Origin of the sequence: Citrobacter sp. wls827 (genome assembly GCF_005280875.1) — a bacterium.
GTDB lineage: Bacteria > Pseudomonadota > Gammaproteobacteria > Enterobacterales > Enterobacteriaceae > Citrobacter > Citrobacter youngae.
Genome location: NZ_SZWR01000010.1, coordinates 445,475 through 469,392, shown reverse-complemented (window position 1 = coordinate 469,392; position 23,918 = coordinate 445,475). Strand labels below are relative to the sequence as shown.

The following is a 23,918-nucleotide window of genomic DNA, read 5'->3' as shown; positions in this document are numbered from 1 at the left end:
AATCTCCGGCTTTTTTTTGTTTTTTTCCGGCTGTCGGCTTCGCCTTACCCGGCCTACAAATCCCGTAGGTCCTGCAAGCACCGCGCCGCTGGCCAAAAATCACGACTTCGCGTTATGTACTCGCGCAGTTAAACCGCGCAAGAAATAGCGCAAGAATTGATCGCCACATTCGCGATAATTCTTATGGTCCGGTGCACGCATCATCGCGGTGATTTCCGGCATCGATACGCGAAATTTCTGTTCGGTCATGATGGCCAGAATATCATCAGTTTTCAGTGAAAACGCGATACGCAGTTTTTTCAGCACCGTATTGTTGTTAACACGACGTTCAATCGCCAGTTCCGGCGCAGAATCATCTTTGCCACGGAGATGGTAGATAAGACCGTTCAGGAAACCGGAGAGAATGATATCCGGGCAGCGAACAAATCCATCCTCATCTTCTTTTGTCATCCAGGTGTCGAAACCTGCTGAGGTGGATTCCATCTCAGCAAGCGCAAGAATGCGCACCATATCGTTATTGTTCGCTTTCAGGGTGTAGCGCAGGCTACGAAGAATATCGTTACTTAGCATAGAGCCTTCAACTGTCGGTGATGCAATGGCGCGCAGTGTACCAGTTTTACAGGCCAATCGCCTCTTTTAGACTTTTGAGGTACCGACGGCTCACCGGGACAGTCAGTCCGTTACGTAAAATCAGCTCAGCCTGACCGTTATCTTCCAGACGGATCTCCTGCAAATGGGCCATGTTGACCAGGTATTGTCGGTGGCAGCGCAGCAGCGGAGTACGGCTCTCCAGCGTTCTGAGCGTCAGCTCGGTGAATCCTTCTTTGCCATCGCTACTGGTCACAAAAACGCCGCTCATCCGACTGCTGACAAACGCCACATCATCCATTTGCAGCAGATAGATTCGGCTATGACCGCTACATGGAATGAACTTAAGCGCCTGCTGATGTTCCGGCAGTAACGACACATCCTGCTTCGTGCGCTCCTGACGTAAACGGATCAGCGTTTTCTCCAGCCGCGTTTCTTCAATCGGCTTAAGCAGATAATCAAAGGCATGTTCTTCAAAGGCTTTCACTGCATATTCGTCAAAAGCGGTGAGAAAAACGATATACGGGCGATGCTCGGGATCCAGCATACCCACCATTTCCAGCCCGCTGATACGCGGCATCTGGATATCGAGGAACAGCACATCCGGACGCAGCTTATGTACTGCACCAATGGCCTCTACCGCATTCGAACACTCTCCGACTATCTCGATGTCGCTTTGCTCCTGTAACAGGATCCGCAGGTTCTCCCGCGCTAACGGTTCATCATCGACAATCAGCACTTTGATCATGCCAGTTCCTCCAGGGGAAGTCGTAAAGTAATTCGGGTAAAGAGGTCAGGCTCACAGGCTACGCTGATGCCAAAATCATCGCCAAACCGTTCCCGCAGGCGTTTGTCCACCAGACTCATTCCAAGCCCGCTGGACTCAGTCGTGGGCTGATACAGTCCGGCATTATCTTCAATATCCAGCATCAGATACTGCCCTTCCTGACGAGCCGTGATAGAGACTTCTCCGGTATCAAGTAGCTGGGAAGTGCCATGCTTAATCGCATTCTCGACTATCGGTTGCAGAGTAAACGCAGGCAATTGCTGATACGCAAGCGCTTCCGGGACCGTTAAGGTCACCTGCAGACGGGACTGGAATCGTGCCTTTTCAATTTGCAGATAGGCATTTACGTGTTCAATTTCATCAGCCAGCGTCACAATTTCCGACGGTCGTTTTAAATTCTTACGAAAGAAAGTCGAGAGATATTGCACCAGTTGGCTGGCCTGTTCGCTGTCACGACGGATCACGGCTTTAATCGTATTCAACGCGTTAAACAGAAAATGGGGATTAACCTGAGCGTGCAGAAGTTTGATTTCTGACTGCGTCAGCATCGCTTTTTGTCGCTCATATTGTCCGGCCAGGATTTGCGCGGAAAGCAACTGAGCGATCCCTTCTCCCAGCGTGCGGTTAATTGAGCTAAAGAGACGGTTTTTAGCTTCATACAGTTTAATCGTCCCCATCACCCGCTGGTTTTCACCACGCAACGGGATCACCAGCGTCGACCCTAATTTGCATTGCGGATGCAATGAACAGCGATAAGGCACTTCATTACCATCGGCATACACGACTTCTCCGGTTTCAATCGCCCGTTGAGTATATGAAGAGGATATGGGCTTGCCTGGCAGGTGATGGTCATCACCAATGCCGGTAAACGCCAGTAGCTTCTCGCGGTCAGTAATCGCCACCGCACCGATATCCAACTCTTCATACAGCACCTGAGCGACCTTCATGCTGTTAACCTCGTTAAATCCCTGTCGCAGAATCCCCTCCGTAGAGGCGGCAACTTTTAGCGCAGTGGCAGAAAACGCCGAGGTGTATTTTTCAAACATCGCGCGTTTGTCGAGCAGAATACGCATAAACAACGCAGCGCCAACGGTATTGGTCACCATCATCGGCGCGGCAATGTTACTGACCAGGTGCAAGGCATCCTCAAAGGGACGCGCAATCAGCAAAATGATCAGCATCTGCACCAGCTCGGCGACAAAGGTAATCGCGCCCGCAGTCAGTGGACTAAACACTTTATCAGTACGGCCACGTCGGGTAAGGACACTATGTACCAGTCCCCCAAGCAGGCCTTCCACGATGGTCGAAATCATGCAACTGAGCGCCGTCATGCCCCCCATCGAATAGCGATGAAGACCGCCGGTCAGGCCAACCAGTCCCCCAACAACAGGGCCGCCAAGCAGACCGCCCATCACCGCGCCGATGGCGCGAGTATTCGCAATGGAGTCTTCAATATGCAGCCCAAAGTAGGTGCCCATGATGCAAAAGATGGAGAAGGTGACGTAACACAGAAGTTTGTGCGGCAGTCGTATAGTGACCTGCATCAGCGGGATAAACAGGCGCGTCTTGCTCATTAGCCACGCGATAACGAGAAACACACACATCTGCTGAAGCAGCAGCAACACCAGATTAAACTCGTACATACCCGCCAACCACACATTTCTTAAAAGCGCGTAACATACATGGGCTGCGCGTAACTTTCTTTGAACTGTTGCAAAAAAACAGGAATTTGTGAGAACGATCACTCGAAAGCGCGAGTATGACGACAATCTCATCCTTCTTTTGATCAAAAAACAGACAAAACTACCTGGTTCGCAAAAGAGCGTCTAAAGTAAAACTGGGACCTCGCGAGCAAGAGTGAGACAACGATGGCGCTTTACACGATAGGTGAAGTGGCTTTGCTTTGTGATATCAACCCTGTCACTTTACGTGCATGGCAGAGGCGTTACGGATTACTAAAACCTCAGCGTACAGACGGGGGGCATCGCCTGTTTAACGATGCGGACATTGACAGGATCCGTGAGATAAAACGCTGGATAAATAATGGCGTTCAGGTCAGTAAAGTTAAAATGTTACTCAGCAATGAGAACATTGATGTGCATAACGGTTGGCGTGAGCAACAAGAAACGCTATTGAGCTATTTGCAAAGTAACAATTTGCACAGCCTCAGGTTGTGGATCAAAGAGCGTGGTCAGGATTACCCTGCGCAAACGCTCAATACGCATTTGTTTATTCCCTTACGCCGACGTCTGCAATGCCAGCAGCCCATTCTTCAGGCGCTATTGGGGATCCTTGACGGTGTGCTCATCAATTATATTGCGATTTGCCTTGCCTCGGCGCGTAAAAAGCAGGGTAAAGATGCCCTGGTAGTCGGCTGGAATATCCACGATACCACCCGCTTATGGCTGGAAGGCTGGGTTGCCAGCCAGCAAGGATGGCGTGTTGATGTACTGGCCCACTCGCTCAATCAGCTACGGCCCGAACTGTTTGAAGGGCGCACCCTGCTCGTCTGGTGCGGAGAGAATCAAACCCCTGCACAACACCAACAACTGGATGAGTGGCGCGCGTTAGGTCACGATATTTATCCACTCGGTATTTAATATTTTATTAACAAACGTGTACAATCCTTGAATTCACATAAGGAGTACAAAATGAGCGCAGCTAAAATCGGTGTTATAACCCTCTTCCTGCTGATGGCCATCGGTGGTATCGGCGGCGTGATGCTGGCAGGTTATACCTTTATTTTACGTGCCGGGTAAGGTAGTACGCTAATCGCTCAAACCCGCGATCGACAATGACTGCGGCCAATGCGACCAGCAGCGCCCCCTGGATCACATAGGCGGTATTAAACCCGCTTAACCCGATAATAATCGGTGTTCCTAACGTATTCGCACCAACGGTAGAGGCAATCGTTGCGGTGCCAATATTAATAATCACTGACGTGCGAATCCCGGCCAGAATAACCGGTGCCGCGAGCGGAAGTTCGATTTTGCGTAGCCGCTGCCCCTGACTCATGCCCATCCCGCTGGCGATATCTATTACGCTGGCAGAGATCCCTCCCAGCCCTGCCAGCGTTGCCTGTAAGATCGGTAACACCCCATACAGGATCAGCGCGATAATCGCAGGCTCCGGGCCAAACCCCATCACCGGTACGGCGATCGCCAGCACCGCAACCGGCGGAAAAGTTTGCCCCACCGCGGCAATCGTTTCAACCAAAGGTCTGAACTCTACTCCCCATGAGCGGGTTACCGCTACACCTGCCCCAACGCCAATAATGACAGCAATCAGGCTTGAAATGCCCACCAGCGTGAAATGCGCCAGCGCCAGTGCCATAAAGCTCTCTTGCTGATAAACAGGACGCGGCAATTGGGGAAACAACGCGCTGAACAGTGTCTGGCTGTGGGGCAATCCCACCAGCAACACCAGGAACAGCGCAATGAGCCACAGCAGAGGATCAAACAGATGTTTCACTGTGCGGTGTCTCCGAAAGCAGATCGTGAAAATGCAACGTACCACGGGCCACGCCATGGGCATTAACCACCGGCAACGCATCACAGCCACGGGCGACAAAAACAGATAACGCATCACGTAACGTCATCTCGTCCACCAACGGCTCACCGGCCAACTGTTCACCACGACGGGTAAAATCTCCCACCGTGCGCAATGACAGCAGTCTTACACCCAGTTCACTGTGGCCAAAAAAGGTCCGCACGAAATCATTCACCGGAGCCGTCAACATCGACAGCGGCGTGCCCTGCTGCACCACCTGGCCCGCATCCATTAACACCAGGTGCTCCGCCAGTCTCAGCGCTTCATCGATATCATGCGTCACCAACACGATGGTACGACCCAACAGACGGTGGATACGCGTCATCTCCTGCTGTAGCGCACTGCGTGTTACCGGATCCAGCGCGCCAAAAGGTTCGTCCATCAGCAGGACCTGAGGGTCAGCCGCCAGCGCGCGTGCCACACCGACCCGCTGCTGTTGGCCGCCGGAAAGCTGATGCGGATAGCGGTGACGCAAATCCGCTTCCAGCCCCAGCAACGCCATCAGTTCTTCTGTTCGGTCATCAATACGTGCACGTGACCACTTCTGCAGCTGTGGTACGGTGGCAATGTTCTGGGCGACAGTCCAGTGTGGAAATAAGCCAATCGACTGGATGGCATAGCCCATACGTCGTCTTAATTCCAGCACCGGCAGACTACGGATCTCTTCCCCGGCAAAACGGATCTGCCCACTGTCATGCTCGACCAGCCGGTTGATCATTTTCAACGTGGTGGATTTCCCCGAACCGGAGGTCCCAATTAATACCGAAAAGCTCCCTTCGCCTAAATGCAAATTGAGATCGCTCACGGCCTGTTGCTGGTTATAGGTTTTATTGACATGGCTAAATTCAATCATCGTTTGTCACCTTCAGCAGCGCTAAGCCTAAATCAAACAGCGCATCAATCAGCACTGCCAGTACCACCACCGGAATCACACCCAGTAGCACTAAATCAACGGCGCTACTGAGCAGTCCCTGAAAGACCAACGCGCCAAATCCGCCAGCCCCAATCAATGCGGCAATGACCGCCATCCCCACCGTCTGTACCATCACCACCCGCAAACTACGCAGGAAAACGGGTAGCGCTAACGGAAGCTGCACCGAAAGAAAACGCTGACGCGCGCTCATCCCCATCGCCAGCGCACTTTCCATCACATCACGCGGAACCTGATTCAGCCCAGCCACCACGCCACGAACCAGTGGCAATAAGGCATACAGCACCAGCGCAATCAGCGCCGGCGTCAGGCCCGTTCCCGCTACGCCGAGCGAGCTAAGCCACGGGAAATGCTTAACCAGTCCGGCAAGCGGCGCGATCAACAAACCAAACAACGCGACGGAGGGGATCGTCTGGATGATATTCAGCACAGCAAATATTGGCCCCTGACGCGAAGCAGAAAAGGTGCACCAGATACCCAGCGGCACGCCAATACACAGCGCAGGCACCACAGTACCGAACAGAATAGTCAGGTGCTGCGCCAGAGCATCATCAAAGACATCATGGCGGTTGGCATATTCTTTGAGCAGAGAAAGATCGTTAAGGGTGCCGGTCAGCAGCAGCGCCACTGGCACAATGACAATTTGCGCATGCAGCACCCAGCGCCACAGCGGCTGAGCGGTGATACGCCGAATGGCGTCACTGCCAGCCAGCAACAACACCCCTACCCCAAGCCAGAAACCGCTCCCCAGGCTGGTTCTGGCGACAGAAGTTCCCGTCTGAGCCAGATGCGTTGCCGTTTTCCCGGCCATAAACAACGCCGCTATCACCAGTAACTGGACAACAACCAGCGTCAATACACTGCCGGATTTACCGGGTATGAAGCATAGAACCACGAGCAGTAAAAGTGTCGCCGCCAGTCCCCACGCCATGTGGGGCCAGACCTCCCAGAGTTGGCGACCTTCACCGGAAACCAGACGATTAGGGGCATAACTGATGAAAGGAAGCGCGGCTGCGGCCACGGTCAGAACCACCAGCAGCAACAGCACCCGATTAACGGATATCTTCGACACAACACGCACCTGCTGCAAATCCGTTACTTCACCCATCCTTTTTGCTTCAGGTAATCTGCCGCGACTTTTTTCGCATCCAGCCCCTCAACGGCGATACTGGCGTTGAGCTGCTGCAGCGTTTTTTCATCCAGGCTGGCAAATACCGGCTGTAGCCATTCCCCCATTTGCGGGTAGTCTTTCAGCACCGACTCACGCACGACGGGCGCTGGCGCGTAAATCGGCTGAACCCCTTTAGGATCGCTTAATGTTTGCAGCCCCAGCGCGGCAACAGGGCCATCGGTTCCGTAAGCCATTGCGGCATTAACTCCGGAGGTCTGCTGCGCCGCAGCTTTAATTGTCACTGCGGTATCGCCCCCTGCCAGCGACAACAATTGGTTCTGATTGAGTTTGAAGTCATACGCTTTTTCAAATGCGGGCAGCGCGTCTGCACGCTCAATAAACTCAGCAGAGGCCGCCAGTTTGAACGTCCCCCCCTCTTTCAGGTAGCGGCCTAAATCCGCAAGAGAGACAAGTTTGTTTTTTTCAGCGATATCCTGACGTACTGCAATAGTCCAGGTATTGTTGGCTGGCGCAGGCGTTAGCCAAATCAGTTTATTTTGCTCAGCGTCCAGTTTTTTCACTTTGTCGAAACCGGCCTGCGCATTTTTCCACGCGGGGTCGTTTTCATCTTTAAAAAAGAATGCGCCATTGCCGGTATATTCCGGATAAATATCCAGTTCACCGGAAGTGATGGCCCCACGCACCACGGGCGTAGTGCCCAGTTGTACTTTATTGACAGTTTTCACGCCGTGGCTCTCAAGCACCTGCAAAATAATATTGCCGAGCAGCGCCCCTTCGGTATCAATTTTTGACCCCACAGTGACGGGTGACGCGGCCTGTAAAGGCAAGCTTATCGTGGCCAGTAACGCCAGCGAACCCACCCATACCTTTGAGATTATCATGCTGCTCTCCTCATCCTTTTGCTGCCCTTTTCAGAGACTTGAGGAAAAAGCATAGTCGAAAAATCAGGGCTTAACCTGCAATTGGGGAGTAAGAGAGGGATTCGTTAACCGTAACGTGATGAGAAATAAGAAGCAGACGCGGCGCGTACGCCTAAAGATAAAGGCCGGAAACCCGGCCTTTATTCGCTAATCAATTACAGCAGCTCAAATTCGCCCTGCTTCACTCTGGCAGAATCCACGCCGATAAAGACGTTAAACTTGCCCGGTTCGGCATCGTATTGCATACGCTGATTCCAGAACTTCAGCGCTTCAATGTCTATCGGGAAGCTGACGGTCTGGGTTTCACCTGGCTTGAGGTTCACTTTCTCAAAACCTTTCAGCTGTTTGACCGGACGACTCATTGAAGCGGTCACATCCTGCAAATACATCTGAATAACCGTTGCACCTTCGCGCTTGCCGGTGTTGGTCACCTGCACGCTGGCCGTCACGGTCCCGTCACGCTTCATCGTTGGGGAGGAGAGCTTCACATCAGAAACCGTGAACGTGGTGTAGCTCAGACCATAGCCAAAGGGATACAACGGACCATTCGCTTCATCAAAGTAGCGCGACGTGTACTTGTTCGGCTTGTCCGCATTATACGGGCGACCGGTATTGAGATGGCTGTAATAGACCGGGATCTGTCCGACAGAGCGCGGGAAAGACATCGGCAGTTTACCTGACGGGTTGTAATCACCAAACAGCACATCGGCGATGGCGTTACCGCCTTCCGTCCCGGCAAACCAGGTTTCGAGGATCGCATCAGCCTGCTGATCTTCCTTCACCAATGCCAGTGGACGACCGTTCATCAGCACCAGCACCAGTGGTTTACCGGTTGCTTTCAGCGCGGCAATCAGGTCACGCTGACTCTGTGGAATAGTGATATCGGTGCGGCTGGAAGCTTCATGCGCCATACCCTGCGCTTCGCCGACTACCGCAACCACCACGTCAGACTGCTTCGCTGCGTTCACGGCTTCATCGATCATCGCCTGCGGCGAGCGCGGGTCAACCTTCACCGCCTCTTCATACAGATTGAGGAAATCGACAATGCCTTTGTCGTTGGTGATATTCGCCCCTTTGGCGTACAGCACTTTGCCCTTATCACCGACGGCATTTTTAATCCCAGTCAGTACCGTTACCGACTGATCGGCAACACCGGCAGCGGACCAACTGCCCATCACATCACGTTTGCTATCTGCCAACGGTCCGACGACTGCCACGGTTGCTGTTTTTTTCAGTGGCAATGTTTCCAGGCGGTTTTTCAGCAATACCAGACTTTCACGCGCCACGTCACGCGCCTCTTTGCGATGCAAACGGCTTTCCGCGTTGGTGTCCTGTGGGTCTGAGTCTTTCGCCCCCAGGTGGCTGTACGGGTCGTTAAACAGCCCCATATCATATTTCACGTTCAGCACGTGGCGCGCGGCATCATCGAGTTCCGCCATCGTCACTTTGCCGGATTTAATCAAGCCCGGAAGATATTTGCTGTAATACTCATCGCTCATACTCATATTGATGCCGGACTTGATCGCCACACGCACCGCATCTTCAGGATCGGAGGCGGTACCGTGCTTAATCAGTTCCTTAATCGCGCCGTGATCGGAAACGGTAATACCCTTAAAGCCCCATTCATCACGCAGCACGTCTTTTAGCAGCCAGGCATCAGAGGTGGCGGGCGTCCCATTCAATGAATTAAGCCCCACCATCACCGCACCGCTACCGGCATCCAGTCCGGCCTTGTATGGCGGCATATAGTCGTTGAATAAACGCTGCGGACTCATATCCACAGTGTTGTACTCTTTTCCGCCCTCAACGGCGCCATAAGCAGCGAAGTGCTTGACGCTGGTCATCACTGAATACCTGTCGGCCGGGCTTTTCCCCTGCATCGCTTCCACCATGGTTTTGCCCATGATGGCGGTCAAATACGTATCTTCACCAAAACCTTCGGATGCACGGCCCCAACGCGGATCGCGAGAGACATCGACCATCGGCGCCCAGGTCATATTCAGACCATCGTCTGCGGCTTCATACGCAGAAATACGGCCAACGGTTCTGACCGCATCGAGATTAAAAGAGGACGCCAGGCCGAGACTTATCGGGAACACGGTACGTTGACCGTGCAGCACGTCATAGGCGAAAAAGAGAGGGATTTTCAGGCGGCTAAGTTCCATCACCTGATCCTGCATCTTACGGATATCCTGGCGCGTGACGGTGTTAAAAATCGCCCCAACCTGTCCATCTTTGATCATTTCACGGATGGCTTCTTTCGGATTATCAGGTCCGACGCTTATCAACCGCAATTGCCCAATTTTCTCATCCACGGTCATCTGTTTGAGTAAATCGGTCACAAACGCATCCCGCGCTTCAGGCGTCAGTGGATGGTTACCAAACAAGGTGTCCGCCAGCGCTGGTTGCAACGCCAGGCCCACAGCGACACCTACAGAACATAGCCATTTCATGTTGATTCTCTCTTAATTTCTACCCGACGAGGCAGCGAAAATATAACAAAAACCGCAGCTTGCCGTAAGCCTAAACGGGAGTGGGGAAGAAAGCTAAGGATATTCTCTGAATTTTCAAAACCAGCATGAATCAGTGGGATACAACACAGAGACAATGCGAATGAGAAAGCGTATTGTCATACATAGCGCTATGCTTGTTCCTGATATTGAGTCCCACCACAAGGAGTGGAGAATGTCTTCCATTACAACAATTGATAATAAAGCGTTTCTGACTGAATTGACCCGACTGGTCGGCCATTCACACCTGCTCACCGAACCGGCCAAAACTGCCCGTTATCGTAAAGGCTTCCGCTCGGGCCAGGGCGATGCGCTCGCCGTCGTATTCCCTGGCTCGCTATTAGAGCTGTGGCGTGTCCTCAACGCCTGCGTCTCGGCTGACAAAATAATCCTGATGCAAGCCGCCAATACCGGTCTGACCGAAGGCTCTACGCCTAGCGGCAATGATTACGATCGCGACATCGTTATCATCAGCACTCTGCGCCTCGATAAGCTGCACGTCATCGGCAACGGTGAACAGGTGCTGGCTTATCCCGGTACGACACTTTATTCGCTGGAAAAGGCGCTCAAACCTTTTGGCCGTGAACCGCATTCGGTGATCGGCTCTTCCTGTATCGGTGCTTCCGTGATCGGCGGTATCTGCAACAACTCTGGCGGATCGCTGGTGCAACGTGGTCCGGCATACACAGAAATGTCGCTCTTTGCGCGTATTGACGAACAAGGCAAATTGCAGCTGGTCAACCATCTGGGTATCGAGCTGGGCCAAACCCCGGAACAGATCCTGAGCAAACTTGATGACGAGCGGATTAAAGATGACGATGTCCGCCACGACGGGCGACACGCGCACGATCACGACTATGTCACCCGCGTCAGAGATATTGAGGCGGACACGCCCGCCCGCTATAACGCCGACCCGGATCGCTTGTTTGAATCATCCGGTTGTGCAGGTAAGCTCGCGGTTTTCGCTGTGCGTCTGGACACCTTCGAAGCCGAAAAAAATCAGCAGGTCTTTTACATCGGTACCAATCAGCCTGAAGTGCTGACGGAAATCCGCCGTCATATTCTGGCAAAATTTGAACATCTGCCGGTCGCGGGTGAATATATGCACCGCGATATCTATGACATCGCCGAAACCTATGGCAAAGATACGTTTCTGATGATCGACAAACTCGGCACTGACAAAATGCCGTTTTTCTTTACGCTGAAAGGCCGCACCGATGCGATGCTGGAAAAAGTGAAAATTTTCCGCCCGCACTTTACCGACCGGGCGATGCAGAAGTTTGGCCATTTATTCCCCAGCCATTTACCGGCACGGATGAAAAGCTGGCGTGATAAATACGAACATCACCTGCTGTTAAAAATGGCCGGTGGCGGTGTAGCTGAAGCACAAAGCTGGCTGACTGAGTTTTTCAAAACTGCCGAAGGTGATTTCTTTGCCTGTACGCCGGAAGAAGGTAGCAAGGCATTTTTGCACCGCTTCGCAGCGGCGGGCGCGGCCATTCGATATCAGGCCGTCCATGCGGATGAAGTGGAAGATATTCTGGCGCTGGATATTGCGCTGCGTCGTAACGATACCGAATGGTATGAGCACCTGCCGCCGGAAATAGACAGCAAACTGGTGCACAAACTCTATTACGGCCACTTTATGTGCTATGTCTTCCATCAGGATTACATCGTGAAGAAAGGTGTGGATGCTCACGAACTGAAAGAGCAAATGCTAGTGTTACTGCGTGAGCGCGGGGCACAATATCCTGCAGAACATAACGTGGGGCATCTGTATAAAGCACCTGAAACATTGACGCGTTTTTATCGCGAAAACGACCCGACCAACAGTATGAATCCGGGTATTGGCAAAACCAGTAAGCAGAAGTACTGGAAAGAATCGTAGGCCCGATAAGCGTAAGCGCCATCGGGCACGTTGCCGGGGGCGCTTCGCTTGCCCGGCCTACGGTTTAATCGTTTTGCGCGGTTTGCTCACCTGTCGCTGAACCCGCTGCCGCCATCTGTGCGGCTTTTTGCTTTTTATAGCTCAGCGCCGCGGCCGGAACAGGCATCACCTTGCCGGTTTCGATCCAGGTGCGTAAACGACTGGCATCAGCAAAGTGGGTATATTTGCCAAAGGCATCCATGACCACCAGCGCTACCGGCTTGTTATTAATAACCGTACGCATCACCAGGCAGTGACCAGCGGCATTAGTAAACCCAGTTTTGGTGAGCTGAATGTTCCAGTTATCACGGTACACCAGATGGTTGGTGTTACGGAACGGTAACGTATAAGCCGGATTAGCAAAGGTCGCCATGTCTTCACGCGTCGTACTCAACTGACCAATCAGCGGATACTGCTTGCTGGCAATCAGCAGTTTAGTTAAATCACGCGCCGTCGAGACGTTATGAATCGATAACCCGGTCGGTTCCACAAAGCGCGTCTGGGTCATTCCCAACGACTTCGCCTTCGCATTCATCGCCTTGATAAATGCGTTATAACCGCCCGGATAGTGGTGCGCCAGGCTTGCCGCTGCGCGGTTTTCTGAGGACATCAGCGCCAGTAGCAGCATATTCTTACGACTGATCTCACTGTTCAGACGCACACGAGAGTAGATGCCTTTCATTTCCGGCGTCTGACTGATGTCAACTTTCAGTTTTTCATCCAGCGGCAGTCGTGCATCAAGCACCACCATCGCCGTCATTAATTTGGTAATCGACGCAATCGGACGCACGAAGTCCGGGTGGTTCGAATAGATAACTTTGTTGGTATTCAGATCAACAATCATCGCACTACCAGAAGCAATCTCAGGTTGAGATGCCGCTGCAGTAGTCGCCGTTTTCGCTACGGCTTGGGGTGCAAAAGGAACAGCCAGCACCAGGGCAAGACTTAATAATGAAACTCGGAATTTCAGCATGATGAGGTTTCTGATAATGGTTCACGCACGTCACAACGCACACCGCCTGAAATAAGGATTATCTCAGGCTAGCTCTGGCATCATAGCGATCCGGCAGGTTTGCCGCTACAGAAGAATCATCTCGAAATGCTGCGTTGCTGACTTTTACGCCAACAACGCAGCACAGACAGGTTGTACGCCTAGAACAATCGGTACCCGTAACCCCACAGGATCACCGTAATCGCCAGCAGAACCTCCAGCACCAGCACGCCAATCGCCAGCGTTGAACTGGAAAAGCTCAGCCCTTCTTCTTTAGTGATATTCAGGAACGTTGGAATACCGAGATAGAGTAAATAGCCGGTGTAAAACAGCGCGATGGTTCCCACGAGCGCACACAGCCAGACCAGCGGATACAGCGCCACCAGCCCGCTTAAAAACAGCGGCGTGGCAACATATCCGGCAAAGACCATACAATGCGCCAGCGACGGGCGTCGCGAGTAATTACGCGCCATCCACCAGATAACTCTGCCCATGATGGCCACACCCGCCAGCATCACGCCGTAAAACAGAATTGCCATCGCAAATCCGGTAAACAGGGATAACTTCAGTATATTGCCGTCGCCAAAATTCCAGCCAATTTGCGTGGTGCCAATAAACGCACAAATCACCGGGATTGCCGCCATCAGCAATACATGGTGGGTATAGTGATGCGAAACACTTTCGTTTTCGCTGTTGATCACGTGCATTTCACGATCGGGATGGGAAAACAGCCCCCAGACATGGTTCATACCGCCCCCTTCTTGTCAGCTCCGGACCTCAACACTTCAAGTATAATTCAGCTTTTGATTATTTTATGTACACATGAAAAATACCGATACGCTGAGTTGCTGCTTTTCCGGCATGAACTATTCACTGGGTGTATGCTATGGAACGTGGAGGTCATACAACGTATGGATATAACGCATTATGTTGAGCAATACGGCTATGCGGCGCTGATTATTGGCAGCCTTGCCGAAGGCGAAACCATTACCTTGCTAGGCGGTGTTGCTGCGCATCAGGGAATTCTTAAATTTCCGCTGGTGGTACTCTCCGTCGCGTTGAGTGGGATGATTGGCGATCAGTTACTCTTCTTACTTGGGCGTCGTTTTGGCGGCAAAATCTTACGTCGTTTCTCGCGTCATCGGGCAAAAATCCACTACGCGCAGAAGATGATCCAACGGCGTCCCTACCTGTTTGTGGTCGGCACGCGCTTTATGTACGGTTTTCGCGTCATTGGCCCGTTGCTGATTGGGGCCAGCCACCTGCCACCGAAGATTTTCATCCCACTGAATATCCTGGGGGCGTTTGTCTGGGCATTGCTGTTTACCACGCTCGGCTATGTGGGCGGTGAAGTGATTGCCCCATGGTTGCATAGCCTCGACCAGCATATTAAACATGGGGTGTGGTTGGTTCTGGTTATCGGCGTTGTAGTGGCTGCCCGCTGGTGGATGAAACGGCGAAGTAAACGCAAAGAACACGCAAATTGACCCGACAGAGGCTTCTGCCGGGTCAGACTATCAGGAGGCGCGGTAACCGCCGCCCAGTGCGCTGGTCAGCTGTATAGAAGCATCCAGCCACTGTCCCTGTAAAACCAGACCATTAAGCTGTTCGCGTAATGCCGGAATTTTGGCCTCGCTAACCCGGGAACCCGCAATAATACCGGCGCTATATCGTGCCTGCGCAAGCCCCACGACGCGCTGTGCGTCATGTTCAATTTGCTGCTGATGCTGGTTCTTCTGCGCCAGCGTTTCTACCTGTGATGCCGCACGCGCCACGTCATTCACCGCATCGACCACTGCCTTGTTGTAATTTGCCACCGTCAGGTTACTCTGCGCTTTCGTGATATCGAGATTCGCATTCAGTCTGCCGCTATCAAAAATAGGCAGCGTCAGTCCAGCCGTCACGCCCATCTGCTGTGCGGAATGGCGGAATAAATCGCTCAGATGCAGCGCATCCTGCTGTAAAAACGCCATCAGGTTAACGTCCGGATAGAATGCCGCTTTTGCCGCATCAATGCTGCTCAGCGATGACTCGATGTACCAATGCGCGGCCTGTAAATCAGGGCGGCGGGCCAGCAGCGAATAACCAAGCTGTGACGGTAGCTGGCTTTCTACCGCCGGTAGCGTCGTTGCTTTAAGCTTCATGACGGAAGATTGCGAGTTGGTCAGTGCGCTCAGCCGCGCCTCTATCACCTTCATTTTGCCGCTGACATCGTTCAGCTGCTGCTCCGTTTTACTGGAATCGATATCCGTCTCAACACCTTCGACAGAAGAGGTAATCCCGTTTTGATACAGTTGACGATCGACGGTGATGACGTTCTGTTGCTCGGTTTTAATCTGCGTCAGCACGGTTTTAAGCGCCGCCTGTGTCTGCCACTCCCAGTACAAACGCGATACGCCGCTCGCCAGTAGCTGGCGAGTTTGCTCACGTTCAGCCTCACGCGCTTTCACCTCGCCAATACGCGCCGCCACTTCAGCCCGGTTTTTACCCCACAGATCCAGGTTCCAGCCTGCGGTTAAACCAAAGGTTCCATTGGTGTACCACGGCCCGGTCGTGCCTGCAGCAGGATCGGTAATGGCAAACGGTCCCATTAAACCTTCTGCCGACATTCTTTGACGTTCAACGTCTGCGGAAAAATCAACTTCTGGACCATCCTGCGCCTTAACCGCTTTAGCCTGCGCTTCTGCCAGTTGAATGCGCTGTTCTGCTACCTGCATGTCTGGAGAATTCTTCAGGGTGCTGTCAATCAACGCATTCAGCTGTGGATCGTGATACGCCTTCCACCATTGGCTGTCCGGCCAACCATTTTTTAATGCCGCGGGCAACGCGGAGTCAACGTTCACAGCGGGCGTCTGCTGTGACAGCGATTGACGATTGTCATGCATAGGCGCACAACCGACCATCAAAATAAGCAGCGGCAAACATGCCGTTGCAACAAGAACAGAGTTACGATTCATGGGAATATACAGGTAAGAAAAGATGCACAGAGAGTACGACTTATCGCATTCTCTTTTTTAGTTACGCGTGGCAATACATCTTTTGAAATAAAATCACATAGTAAAGAAACATATACATGGTAAATGGTTCTGTCAAAATAATTCCAATAAATTATAAATGGAGGCGTAATGTCACAAAATATCTATGATGACCCGACATTCTTTGCCGGATATGCCACGCTGGATCGTTCAGTAAAGGGACTCGACGGCGCACCAGAGTGGCCAACAATACAAGCCATGTTCCCTCCCCTACAGGGAAAAAATATTCTTGATTTAGCTCACTGGCACTGCATTATTTGCACGATATAGAACGATTATTGCAAACCATTTACCAATCATTAATACCGTGCGGAATGCTGGTTTTCTCCGCTGAACATCCTATTTATACCGCGCCGCTCAGCCAGGGGGGATTAAAGATAAAACCAGGTTTGGATGAATGGGGTCCATCGGTTGAACAAATTGCCGCCATCCGGCAATAAATCAGGCAACACTTGTGATGGCCTGAATCGCGCGTGCAATATCCGGTGAATTATTCAAAGCCCGAATTTCCTGAAACAGTTCTGTCGCTTCAACATATTCTTTACGAAGATAGCCCAGCCACTGTTTGATACGCGCCACATGATACAGCCCGGTATCACCTTGTTTTTCCAGTCGGGTATATTTTTGCAGTAACGTCACGACTTCAGGCCATGGCATACGCGGTTCATTATATTTCACCACGCGACTCAAATTCGGGATATTAAGCGCACCGCGCCCGATCATGACGGCATCGCATCCGCTGATGGCCATACAGTCCTGTGCGCTTTGCCAGTCCCAGATCTCACCATTCGCGATAACCGGGATATTGAGACGCTGGCGAATCTCGCCAATGGCCTGCCAGTTAATGTACTCGGCCTTATAGCCCTGTTCTTTGGTTCGACCGTGTACCACCAACTCGCTGGCACCGGCCTGCTGGACGGCATCAGCAATTTCGAATTGCCTGTCACTGCTGTCCCAACCCAGACGCACTTTTACCGTCACCGGTAAATGGGCCGGAACCGCATCACGCATGGCCTTAGCGCCACGGTAAATCAGCTCAGGGTCCTTCAGTAACGTTGCGCCGCCGCCGCTGCCATTCACCAGTTTCGACGGGCATCCACAATTTAGATCGACGCCATACGAACCCAGCTCAACCGCGCGGGCTGCATTTTCTGCCAGCCACTGCGGATACTGCCCCAGCAGTTGTATACGCACCGGCGTACCGGATGTCGTGCGGCTGGCGTTAAGCAGTTCAGGGCAAATGCGGTGAAAGACTTTTACCGGCAGTAGTTGATCTACCACGCGAACAAATTCGGTGATACAGAGATCATAATCATTTACTTCAGTCAGCAGCTCGCGCACCAGTGAGTCGAGCACGCCTTCCATCGGCGCCAGTAAAACACGCATATTGTTACCCGCAAAAAAGAGAGGCGCTATGGTAACGTCTCTATGCAGGAGATTAAAGCGTCTCAGCGCCGGGCACAGATTTGGTTATGCTGATTGGGGGCATTGCCTGATGTTCCTGATATCTATTTCCACTATGCTTAGAATTCATGATGTGATCGGTAGCACGTTTTAAAGTTTAATTGTATGATGAATCAGTCTCGTCAAGGGTTTCAATTATGAGCAAGTCACTGAACATTATCTGGCAATATTTACGCGCATTCGTCCTCATTTATGCCTGCCTCTACGCAGGTATTTTTCTTGCATCACTGCTGCCTATAACGATTCCAGGCAGCATTATCGGCATGCTGATTCTGTTTGTATTACTGGCATTACAGATCTTACCAGCAAAATGGGTAAACCCAGGGTGCTACGTACTGATTCGTTACATGGCCCTGCTGTTTGTCCCGATTGGCGTGGGGATCATGCAGTACTTTGACTTGCTACGCGCACAATTTGGTCCGGTCGTGGTGTCCTGCACCATCAGTACACTGGTCGTATTCCTGGTAGTGAGCTGGAGCTCGCACATTGTTCACGGCGAACGCAAAATCGTTGGCCAAAAAGGGTCTAAACAATGATGTCGTATATCTGGTGGTCGTTACCCCTCACCCTGGCGGTATTTTTTGCTGCACGTAAGCTGGCAGCGCGATTTAAAATGCCGCTATTGAACCCGTTGCTGGTCGCCATGGTGGTGATTATTCCCTTTCTGATGCTGACCGGTATCCCCTACGATCACTACTTCAAAGGCAGCGAGGTGCTGAACGATTTACTGCAACCTGCTGTCGTCGCGCTAGCCTATCCGTTATATGAGCAGCTGCACCAAATCCGTGCCCGCTGGAAATCAATCATTGCTATCTGTTTTGCCGGGAGCGTTGTGGCGATGGTAACAGGTACAACAATCGCTTTGTTGATGGGCGCATCACCGCAAATTGCCGCGTCTATTATGCCTAAATCGGTAACCACGCCTATTGCTATGGCTGTGGGTGGCAGTATTGGTGGTATTCCGGCAATCAGCGCTGTGTGCGTCATTTTTGTCGGTATCCTCGGCGCCGTATTTGGCCATACCCTGCTTAATGCGATGCGTATTCGCACCAAGGCCGCTCGTGGGCTGGCCATGGGCACCGCTTCGCACGCCCTGGGCACGGCTCGTTGTGCAGAACTGGACTACCAGGAAGGCGCGTTTAGCTCACTGGCGCTGGTGATTTGCGGGATTATTACCTCATTGGTTGCCCCATTCCTGTTCCCGGTTATCCTGGCAGTGGTTGGCTAATCTGCATTTTTAAGCTGTTTATTTGCGATGCGTTGCACATTTTTCATTTAAGTTTCATCAGTTGCATAAACAATGAGATTTGGATCACATATAAAGCCCTATCAGGCCCGTAAACTACGGTTCCATTACATTGTTATGAGGCAACGCCATGCATCCACGTTTTCAAACTGCTTTTGCCCAACTCGCGGATAACTTGCAATCAGCCCTGGCCCCTGTTCTGGCGGATGTACATTTCCCCGCCATGCTGACGGCTGAGCAGGTTTCTTTGCTGAAACGCGAATCGGGACTGGACGAAGACGCGCTGGCATTCGCTCTGCTGCCTTTAGCTGCGGCCTGCGCGCGTACTCCGCTGTCCAACTTCAACGTTGGCGCAATCTCACGAGGTATCAGCGGAACCTGGTATTTCGGTGGGAATATGGAGTTTCTTGGTGCCACAATGCAGCAAACCGTTCACGCCGAGCAGAGCGCCATCAGCCATGCCTGGTTACGTGGCGAAAAAGGACTCGCTGCGATTACCGTCAACTACACCCCTTGCGGGCACTGCCGTCAGTTTATGAATGAGCTGAACAGCGGACTGGATTTACGTATTCACCTGCCTGGGCGTGAACCACACGCACTACGCGACTATCTGCCGGACGCTTTTGGGCCAAAAGATCTCGACATCAAAACGCTGTTGATGGATGACCAGGATCACGGCTTCGCGCTGCAAGGCGATGCGCTGACCCAGGCGGCGATTGCCGCCGCCAACAGATGCCACATGCCGTACAGCAAATCCCCGAGCGGCGTGGCGCTGGAGTGTAAGGATGGTCAAATTTTCAGCGGCAGTTATGCTGAAAACGCCGCCTTCAACCCAACGCTGCCACCGTTGCAGGGTGCATTAAACCTGTTGAGTCTGAACGGTTACGACTATCCGGACATTCAACGTGCGGTGCTGGCAGAAAAAGCGGATGCGGCGCTTATCCAGTGGGACGCGACATCTGCCACTCTGAATGCGCTGGGCTGCGACAATATCGAGCGCGTACTACTCGGTTAATGGTTTCAATAACGCCAGTTCGTAGGCTGGATAAGGTGTTTACACCGCCATCCGGCAATACGCAGAATGCCTAAAATCCCCTCAATCAGACTGCTGTTTCTTGCGCTCCGCCGTTGGGTACAGTAGCCTGATTGAAATTCCATCCAAATAACGAGTTTTCTGCATGTTAAAGCGCGTGTTTTACAGCCTGTTAGTCCTGGTAGGCTTGCTGCTGTTGACTGTGCTTGGACTCGACAGATGGATGAGCTGGAAGACGGCCCCCTACATCTATGACGAATTACAGGATCTCCCCTACCGTCAGGTTGGCGTTGTCCTCGGCACGGCAAAATACTACCGTACCGGCGTCATCAATCAGTATTATCGCTACCGCATTCAGGGCGCATTAAATGCGTATAACAGCGGCAAAGTAAACTATCTGCTACTTAGCGGCGACAACGCGCAGCAAAGCTATAACGAGCCGATGACGATGCGTAAAGACTTGATTGCCGCGGGCGTCGATCCCGCTGACATCGTGCTTGATTACGCAGGATTCCGTACGCTTGATTCGATTGTACGCACCCGCAAAGTATTCGATACCAACGATTTCATCATCATTACCCAGCGATTCCACTGTGAGCGAGCGTTGTTTATTGCGCTACATATGGGGATTCAGGCCCAGTGTTATGCGGTACCTTCGCCAAAAGATATGCTTACCGTGCGGGTGCGCGAATTCGGTGCTCGCTTTGGTGCGCTGGCCGATCTCTACCTTTTTAAACGCGAGCCACGTTTTTTAGGTCCGCTGGTGCCCATCCCGACCATGCATCAGGTACCTGACGATGCCCAGGGATATCCGGCAGTCACTGCAGAACAATTACTCGAATTACAAAAGAAACAAGGAAAATAAGCATGGATGTACAAACTCTCTTCGTCGTATTGGCCTTTCTGCTCATTCCCCTCTTTTGTTTCCGTGAAGCCTGGAAAGGCTGGCGTACTGGCGCGGTAGATAAAATTAAGAAGAATGCGCGTGAGCCGGTTTATGCCTACCGGAATGAAGCCCCATTACAGTTCTGGTCTTATGTATTAGTTTATGCCGGATGCGGATGTTTATCTTTCGGTATGGTTATTTATTTAGTCTTTTATCGCTAAAGAGATTACCGTTATATTAGCACTTGAGAATAGCTAATATTATGATAATGGTTACCATTTCAATATAAGGGATTAATGCTGCCCGCCAGCATTTCCCTCAAACTATCTTCTATTTGTGAATCCTTTCACAGAATACTCTTCCTGCAGTGCTTAGCCTTAAGAATAGCCTTTCACTTTTTATATTTTGTTATTAACGGTTTGCCTTAATTTACTCAAGCATTAAGGAAGAAAATATGCCACAACAAAATTATCTGGATGAGCTCACGCCTGCTTTTACCCCTTTATTAGCCATAAAAGAGGCTTCCCGCTGTTTATTATGTCACGATGCCCCTTGTAGCCAGGATTGCCCGGCGCAAACCGACCCGGGGAAATTTATTCGCTCCATTTATTTCCGTAATTTTAAAGGCGCAGCCGAAACTATCCGCGAAAATAATGCGCTCGGTGCGGTGTGCGCCCGCGTATGCCCAACCGAAAAATTATGCCAGCGCGGATGTACGCGTTCAGGAATTGATAAACCTATTGATATCGCGCGTCTGCAGCGCTTTATAACCGATTTTGAACAGCAGACCGCGATGAAAATATATCAGCCGGCAACAAAAACGCTGGGCAAGGTCGCCGTCATCGGTGCGGGCCCGGCAGGATTACAGGCCAGCGTAACGCTGAGCAATCTTGGTTATGACGTAACCATCTTCGAAAAACAGGCTCAGCCAGGTGGCTGGTTGCGCTATGGCATCCCTGAGTTTCGTTTGCCGCAATCGGTTTTGGATCTTGAAATTGCCCGAATCATTGAAATGGGCGTGACCATCACGTGCAATTGTGAAGTTGGCCATGCCCTTTCCATTGAGCAACTCAAAGCTGAATATCGCGCTGTACTGGTTACCGTAGGGATGTCTTATGGTTCAACGTTACCTCTGTTTGAGAGAGCGAATCACGTTGAAATTGCCGTCGATTTCCTGCAGCGCGCCCGACAAGCCAGCGGCGATATTACCGTCGCAAAAAGTGCATTGATCATCGGCGGCGGCGATGTGGCGATGGATGTCGCCAGTACACTGAAACTGCTGGGCTGCCCGTCCGTCACCTGTGTCGCGCGTGAAGAACTAGCCGAATTCCCTGCCAGCGACAAAGAGTTCAACAGCACCCAGGCATTAGGGGTATCAATTATTGACGGTTTCACGCCTGTGGCGGTTAGTGGAAATCGCGTAACCTTTAAGCACGTACGCCTGCCAGGAGAACTCTCGTTTGAAGCCGAACATATTATTCTTGCCGTCGGTCAACATGCGCAGCTTGATGATTTTGCCGCGTTAAAGCCACAGCGCAATCTTATCGATACGCACAATTACCAAACCGCCGATCCGGTTATGTTTGCCGCGGGCGATATTGTTAAAGGCGATAAAACCGTTGTATACGCCGTGAAAACCGGAAAAGAAGCCGCTCAGGCCATTCATCACTATTTAGAGGGAGCTTGCTCATGTTAACGAAAGATCTTTCTATTACCTTTTGCGGCGTCAAATTTCCCAACCCGTTCTGCCTCTCTTCTTCTCCGGTAGGCAACTGCTATGAGATGTGCGCCAAAGCCTATGATAGCGGCTGGGGCGGCATTGTTTTTAAAACGATCGGGTTCTTTATTGCCAATGAAGTCTCCCCGCGCTTTGACCATCTGACCAAAGAAGATACCGGCTTTATTGGCTTCAAAAACATGGAGCAAATTGCCGAGCATCCGCTGGAGGAGAATCTGGCTGCTATTCGGCGACTGAAACAAGACTACCCGGATAAGGTCCTGATTACGTCGATCATGGGTGAAAACGAAGAACAGTGGCAGGAACTGGCCCGCCTGGTTGAAGAGGCAGGTGCCGACATGATCGAGTGTAACTTCTCATGCCCGCAAATGACCTCGCATGCTATGGGCAGCGATGTAGGACAAAGCCCTGAGCTGGTTGAAAAATATTGTCGGGCAGTGAAACGCGGCTCGTCTCTGCCAATGCTGGCTAAAATGACGCCGAATATTGGTGATATGTATGAAGTGGCGCTGGCGGCAAAACGCGGAGGTGCGGACGGTATCGCGACCATCAATACGGTTAAATCCATCACTAATATCGACCTGAACAGGAAAATCGGAATGCCGGTTGTCAACGGTAAATCCAGTATTTCCGGCTACTCCGGCAAGGCCGTCAAGCCTATCGCCCTGCGATTTATCCAACAGTTGCGCACGCATCCCGAACTGCGCGATTTCCCGATTAGCGGCATCGGGGGAATTGAGACCTGGGAAGATGCCGCCGAGTTTTTACTGTTAGGCGCGGCCACGCTGCAGGTGACCACCGGGATCATGCAGTATGGCTATCGGATTGTGGAGGACATGATCAGCGGGCTGTCACATTACCTCGCCGATCAAGGGTTTGATTCACTGGAGGAGATGGTGGGGCTTGCTAATAGCAATATCATCCCCGCCGAGGAGCTTGACCGTAGCTACATCGTTTATCCGAACATCCATCTGGATAAATGCGTTGGCTGTGGTCGCTGCTACATCTCCTGTTACGACGGTGGGCATCAGGCGATGGAATGGAATGAGGAAACCCGTACACCACACTGCAATACGGAAAAATGTGTGGGATGCTTATTGTGCGGTCACGTTTGCCCGGTAGCCTGTATTGATCTGGGCGAGGTGAAATTTAAACCCGGAGAGAAAGAACATGCGTTAACG

General features: G+C 51.9%; 23 protein-coding genes and 1 pseudogene. 12 read left to right on the top strand and 12 right to left on the bottom strand.

The annotated features are described in order from the left end of the window. Positions 1–99: 99 nt before the first annotated feature. Genes FDX03_RS05530 through FDX03_RS05520 form a run of 3 tightly spaced genes read right to left on the bottom strand, consistent with a single transcriptional unit; the run spans position 100 to position 3,018 of the window. Positions 100–570 carry a DUF1456 family protein gene (locus FDX03_RS05530; protein ID WP_005129173.1) on the bottom strand — a complete coding sequence of 157 codons (471 nt, stop codon included), beginning with the start codon at positions 568–570 and terminating at the stop codon, positions 100–102. Between the two features lie 46 nt (positions 571–616). Further along, entirely contained in the window at positions 617–1,336 is a 720-nt protein-coding gene (gene btsR, locus FDX03_RS05525; protein WP_137345575.1) for a two-component system response regulator BtsR, read from the bottom strand. Beyond that, positions 1,333–3,018, bottom strand: a complete 1,686-nt coding sequence (locus FDX03_RS05520) for a sensor histidine kinase (protein ID WP_061068154.1) — start codon at positions 3,016–3,018, stop codon at positions 1,333–1,335. Before FDX03_RS05520 ends, btsR begins: the two co-directional genes overlap by 4 nt. A 225-nt stretch (positions 3,019–3,243) precedes the next feature. On the opposite strand from FDX03_RS05520, the gene mlrA reads away from it, so the two are divergent. Both mlrA and FDX03_RS05510 read left to right on the top strand, forming a co-directional pair. Then, on the top strand, positions 3,244–3,975 hold the full coding sequence (gene mlrA, locus FDX03_RS05515; RefSeq protein WP_048211186.1) for an HTH-type transcriptional regulator MlrA: 732 nt from the start codon (positions 3,244–3,246) through the stop codon (positions 3,973–3,975). A 51-nt stretch (positions 3,976–4,026) separates the two neighbouring features. Next, a complete protein-coding gene (locus FDX03_RS05510) occupies positions 4,027–4,134 on the top strand; it encodes a protein YohO (protein WP_003027354.1) in 108 nt (35 codons plus the stop codon). Here FDX03_RS05510 and FDX03_RS05505 read toward each other — a convergent pair. From FDX03_RS05505 to bglX, 5 genes are all read right to left on the bottom strand, one after another. After that, positions 4,115–4,846 (bottom strand): ABC transporter permease, encoded by a 732-nt coding sequence (locus tag FDX03_RS05505; protein ID WP_115601788.1) that lies wholly within the window; start codon positions 4,844–4,846, stop codon positions 4,115–4,117. The two genes, FDX03_RS05510 and FDX03_RS05505, sit on opposite strands and share 20 nt — an antisense overlap. Continuing rightward, on the bottom strand, positions 4,830–5,777 hold the full coding sequence (locus tag FDX03_RS05500; protein WP_137345574.1) for an ABC transporter ATP-binding protein: 948 nt from the start codon (positions 5,775–5,777) through the stop codon (positions 4,830–4,832). Before FDX03_RS05500 ends, FDX03_RS05505 begins: the two co-directional genes overlap by 17 nt. Next, positions 5,770–6,963 carry an ABC transporter permease gene (locus tag FDX03_RS05495; RefSeq protein ID WP_137345573.1) on the bottom strand — a complete coding sequence of 398 codons (1,194 nt, stop codon included), beginning with the start codon at positions 6,961–6,963 and terminating at the stop codon, positions 5,770–5,772. The genes FDX03_RS05500 and FDX03_RS05495 overlap by 8 nt, the downstream gene beginning before the upstream one ends. Further along, positions 6,951–7,868: an ABC transporter substrate-binding protein gene (locus tag FDX03_RS05490; RefSeq protein ID WP_048211182.1), complete on the bottom strand. Its 918-nt coding sequence runs from the start codon at positions 7,866–7,868 to the stop codon at positions 6,951–6,953. Before FDX03_RS05490 ends, FDX03_RS05495 begins: the two co-directional genes overlap by 13 nt. Before the next feature lie 194 nt (positions 7,869–8,062). Further along, positions 8,063–10,360 (bottom strand): beta-glucosidase BglX, encoded by a 2,298-nt coding sequence (gene bglX / locus FDX03_RS05485; RefSeq protein ID WP_137345572.1) that lies wholly within the window; start codon positions 10,358–10,360, stop codon positions 8,063–8,065. Positions 10,361–10,592: 232 nt separating this feature from the next. Here bglX and dld point away from each other — a divergent pair, with 232 nt between their 5' ends. Beyond that, the gene (dld, locus tag FDX03_RS05480; RefSeq protein WP_137345571.1) at positions 10,593–12,305 is read left to right on the top strand and encodes a D-lactate dehydrogenase; all 1,713 of its coding nucleotides are present in this window, start codon (positions 10,593–10,595) and stop codon (positions 12,303–12,305) included. Between the two features lie 64 nt (positions 12,306–12,369). Here the strand turns inward: dld and pbpG are convergent, their stop codons facing one another. Together pbpG and FDX03_RS05470 are read right to left on the bottom strand one after the other, a co-directional pair. Next, on the bottom strand, positions 12,370–13,317 hold the full coding sequence (gene pbpG / locus FDX03_RS05475) for a D-alanyl-D-alanine endopeptidase (protein WP_137345570.1): 948 nt from the start codon (positions 13,315–13,317) through the stop codon (positions 12,370–12,372). A gap of 179 nt (positions 13,318–13,496) precedes the next feature. After that, complete coding sequence (locus FDX03_RS05470) at positions 13,497–14,084, bottom strand: Yip1 family protein (protein WP_005129189.1); 588 nt, start codon at positions 14,082–14,084, stop codon at positions 13,497–13,499. A 162-nt stretch (positions 14,085–14,246) separates the two neighbouring features. On the opposite strand from FDX03_RS05470, the gene FDX03_RS05465 reads away from it, so the two are divergent. Beyond that, positions 14,247–14,822, top strand: a complete 576-nt coding sequence (locus FDX03_RS05465) for a DedA family protein (RefSeq protein WP_137345569.1) — start codon at positions 14,247–14,249, stop codon at positions 14,820–14,822. 30 nt (positions 14,823–14,852) lie between these two features. Here the strand turns inward: FDX03_RS05465 and mdtQ are convergent, their stop codons facing one another. Continuing rightward, positions 14,853–16,292 (bottom strand): multidrug resistance outer membrane protein MdtQ, encoded by a 1,440-nt coding sequence (gene mdtQ, locus FDX03_RS05460; protein WP_048211178.1) that lies wholly within the window; start codon positions 16,290–16,292, stop codon positions 14,853–14,855. A 168-nt stretch (positions 16,293–16,460) separates the two neighbouring features. Between mdtQ and FDX03_RS05455 the strand changes: the two are divergent. After that, positions 16,461–16,738 (top strand): annotated as a pseudogene (locus FDX03_RS05455) (SAM-dependent methyltransferase); the annotation flags it as partial. A 73-nt stretch (positions 16,739–16,811) separates the two neighbouring features. Here the strand turns inward: FDX03_RS05455 and dusC are convergent. Continuing rightward, a complete protein-coding gene (gene dusC, locus FDX03_RS05450; protein ID WP_048211177.1) occupies positions 16,812–17,756 on the bottom strand; it encodes a tRNA dihydrouridine(16) synthase DusC in 945 nt (314 codons plus the stop codon). A 215-nt stretch (positions 17,757–17,971) separates the two neighbouring features. On the opposite strand from dusC, the gene FDX03_RS05445 reads away from it, so the two are divergent. From FDX03_RS05445 to preA, 7 genes are all read left to right on the top strand, one after another. Continuing rightward, entirely contained in the window at positions 17,972–18,370 is a 399-nt protein-coding gene (locus tag FDX03_RS05445; RefSeq protein WP_005129194.1) for a CidA/LrgA family protein, read from the top strand. Continuing rightward, positions 18,367–19,062 carry a CidB/LrgB family autolysis modulator gene (locus tag FDX03_RS05440; protein WP_048211176.1) on the top strand — a complete coding sequence of 232 codons (696 nt, stop codon included), beginning with the start codon at positions 18,367–18,369 and terminating at the stop codon, positions 19,060–19,062. The genes FDX03_RS05445 and FDX03_RS05440 overlap by 4 nt, the downstream gene beginning before the upstream one ends. A 148-nt stretch (positions 19,063–19,210) precedes the next feature. Next, positions 19,211–20,095, top strand: coding sequence for a cytidine deaminase (gene cdd / locus FDX03_RS05435; RefSeq protein WP_116360472.1), 885 nt, complete (start codon positions 19,211–19,213; stop codon positions 20,093–20,095). Between the two features lie 163 nt (positions 20,096–20,258). After that, the gene (gene sanA, locus FDX03_RS05430) at positions 20,259–20,978 is read left to right on the top strand and encodes an outer membrane permeability protein SanA (RefSeq protein ID WP_048211175.1); all 720 of its coding nucleotides are present in this window, start codon (positions 20,259–20,261) and stop codon (positions 20,976–20,978) included. Positions 20,979–20,980: 2 nt separating this feature from the next. Then, positions 20,981–21,220 carry a DUF2542 family protein gene (locus tag FDX03_RS05425; protein WP_048211174.1) on the top strand — a complete coding sequence of 80 codons (240 nt, stop codon included), beginning with the start codon at positions 20,981–20,983 and terminating at the stop codon, positions 21,218–21,220. Between the two features lie 233 nt (positions 21,221–21,453). After that, positions 21,454–22,695 (top strand): NAD(P)-dependent oxidoreductase, encoded by a 1,242-nt coding sequence (locus tag FDX03_RS05420; RefSeq protein WP_137345568.1) that lies wholly within the window; start codon positions 21,454–21,456, stop codon positions 22,693–22,695. Next, positions 22,689–23,918: NAD-dependent dihydropyrimidine dehydrogenase subunit PreA (preA, locus tag FDX03_RS05415; protein WP_137345694.1), on the top strand; the 1,230-nt coding region annotated here is incomplete at its 3' end. The genes FDX03_RS05420 and preA, both read left to right, overlap by 7 nt.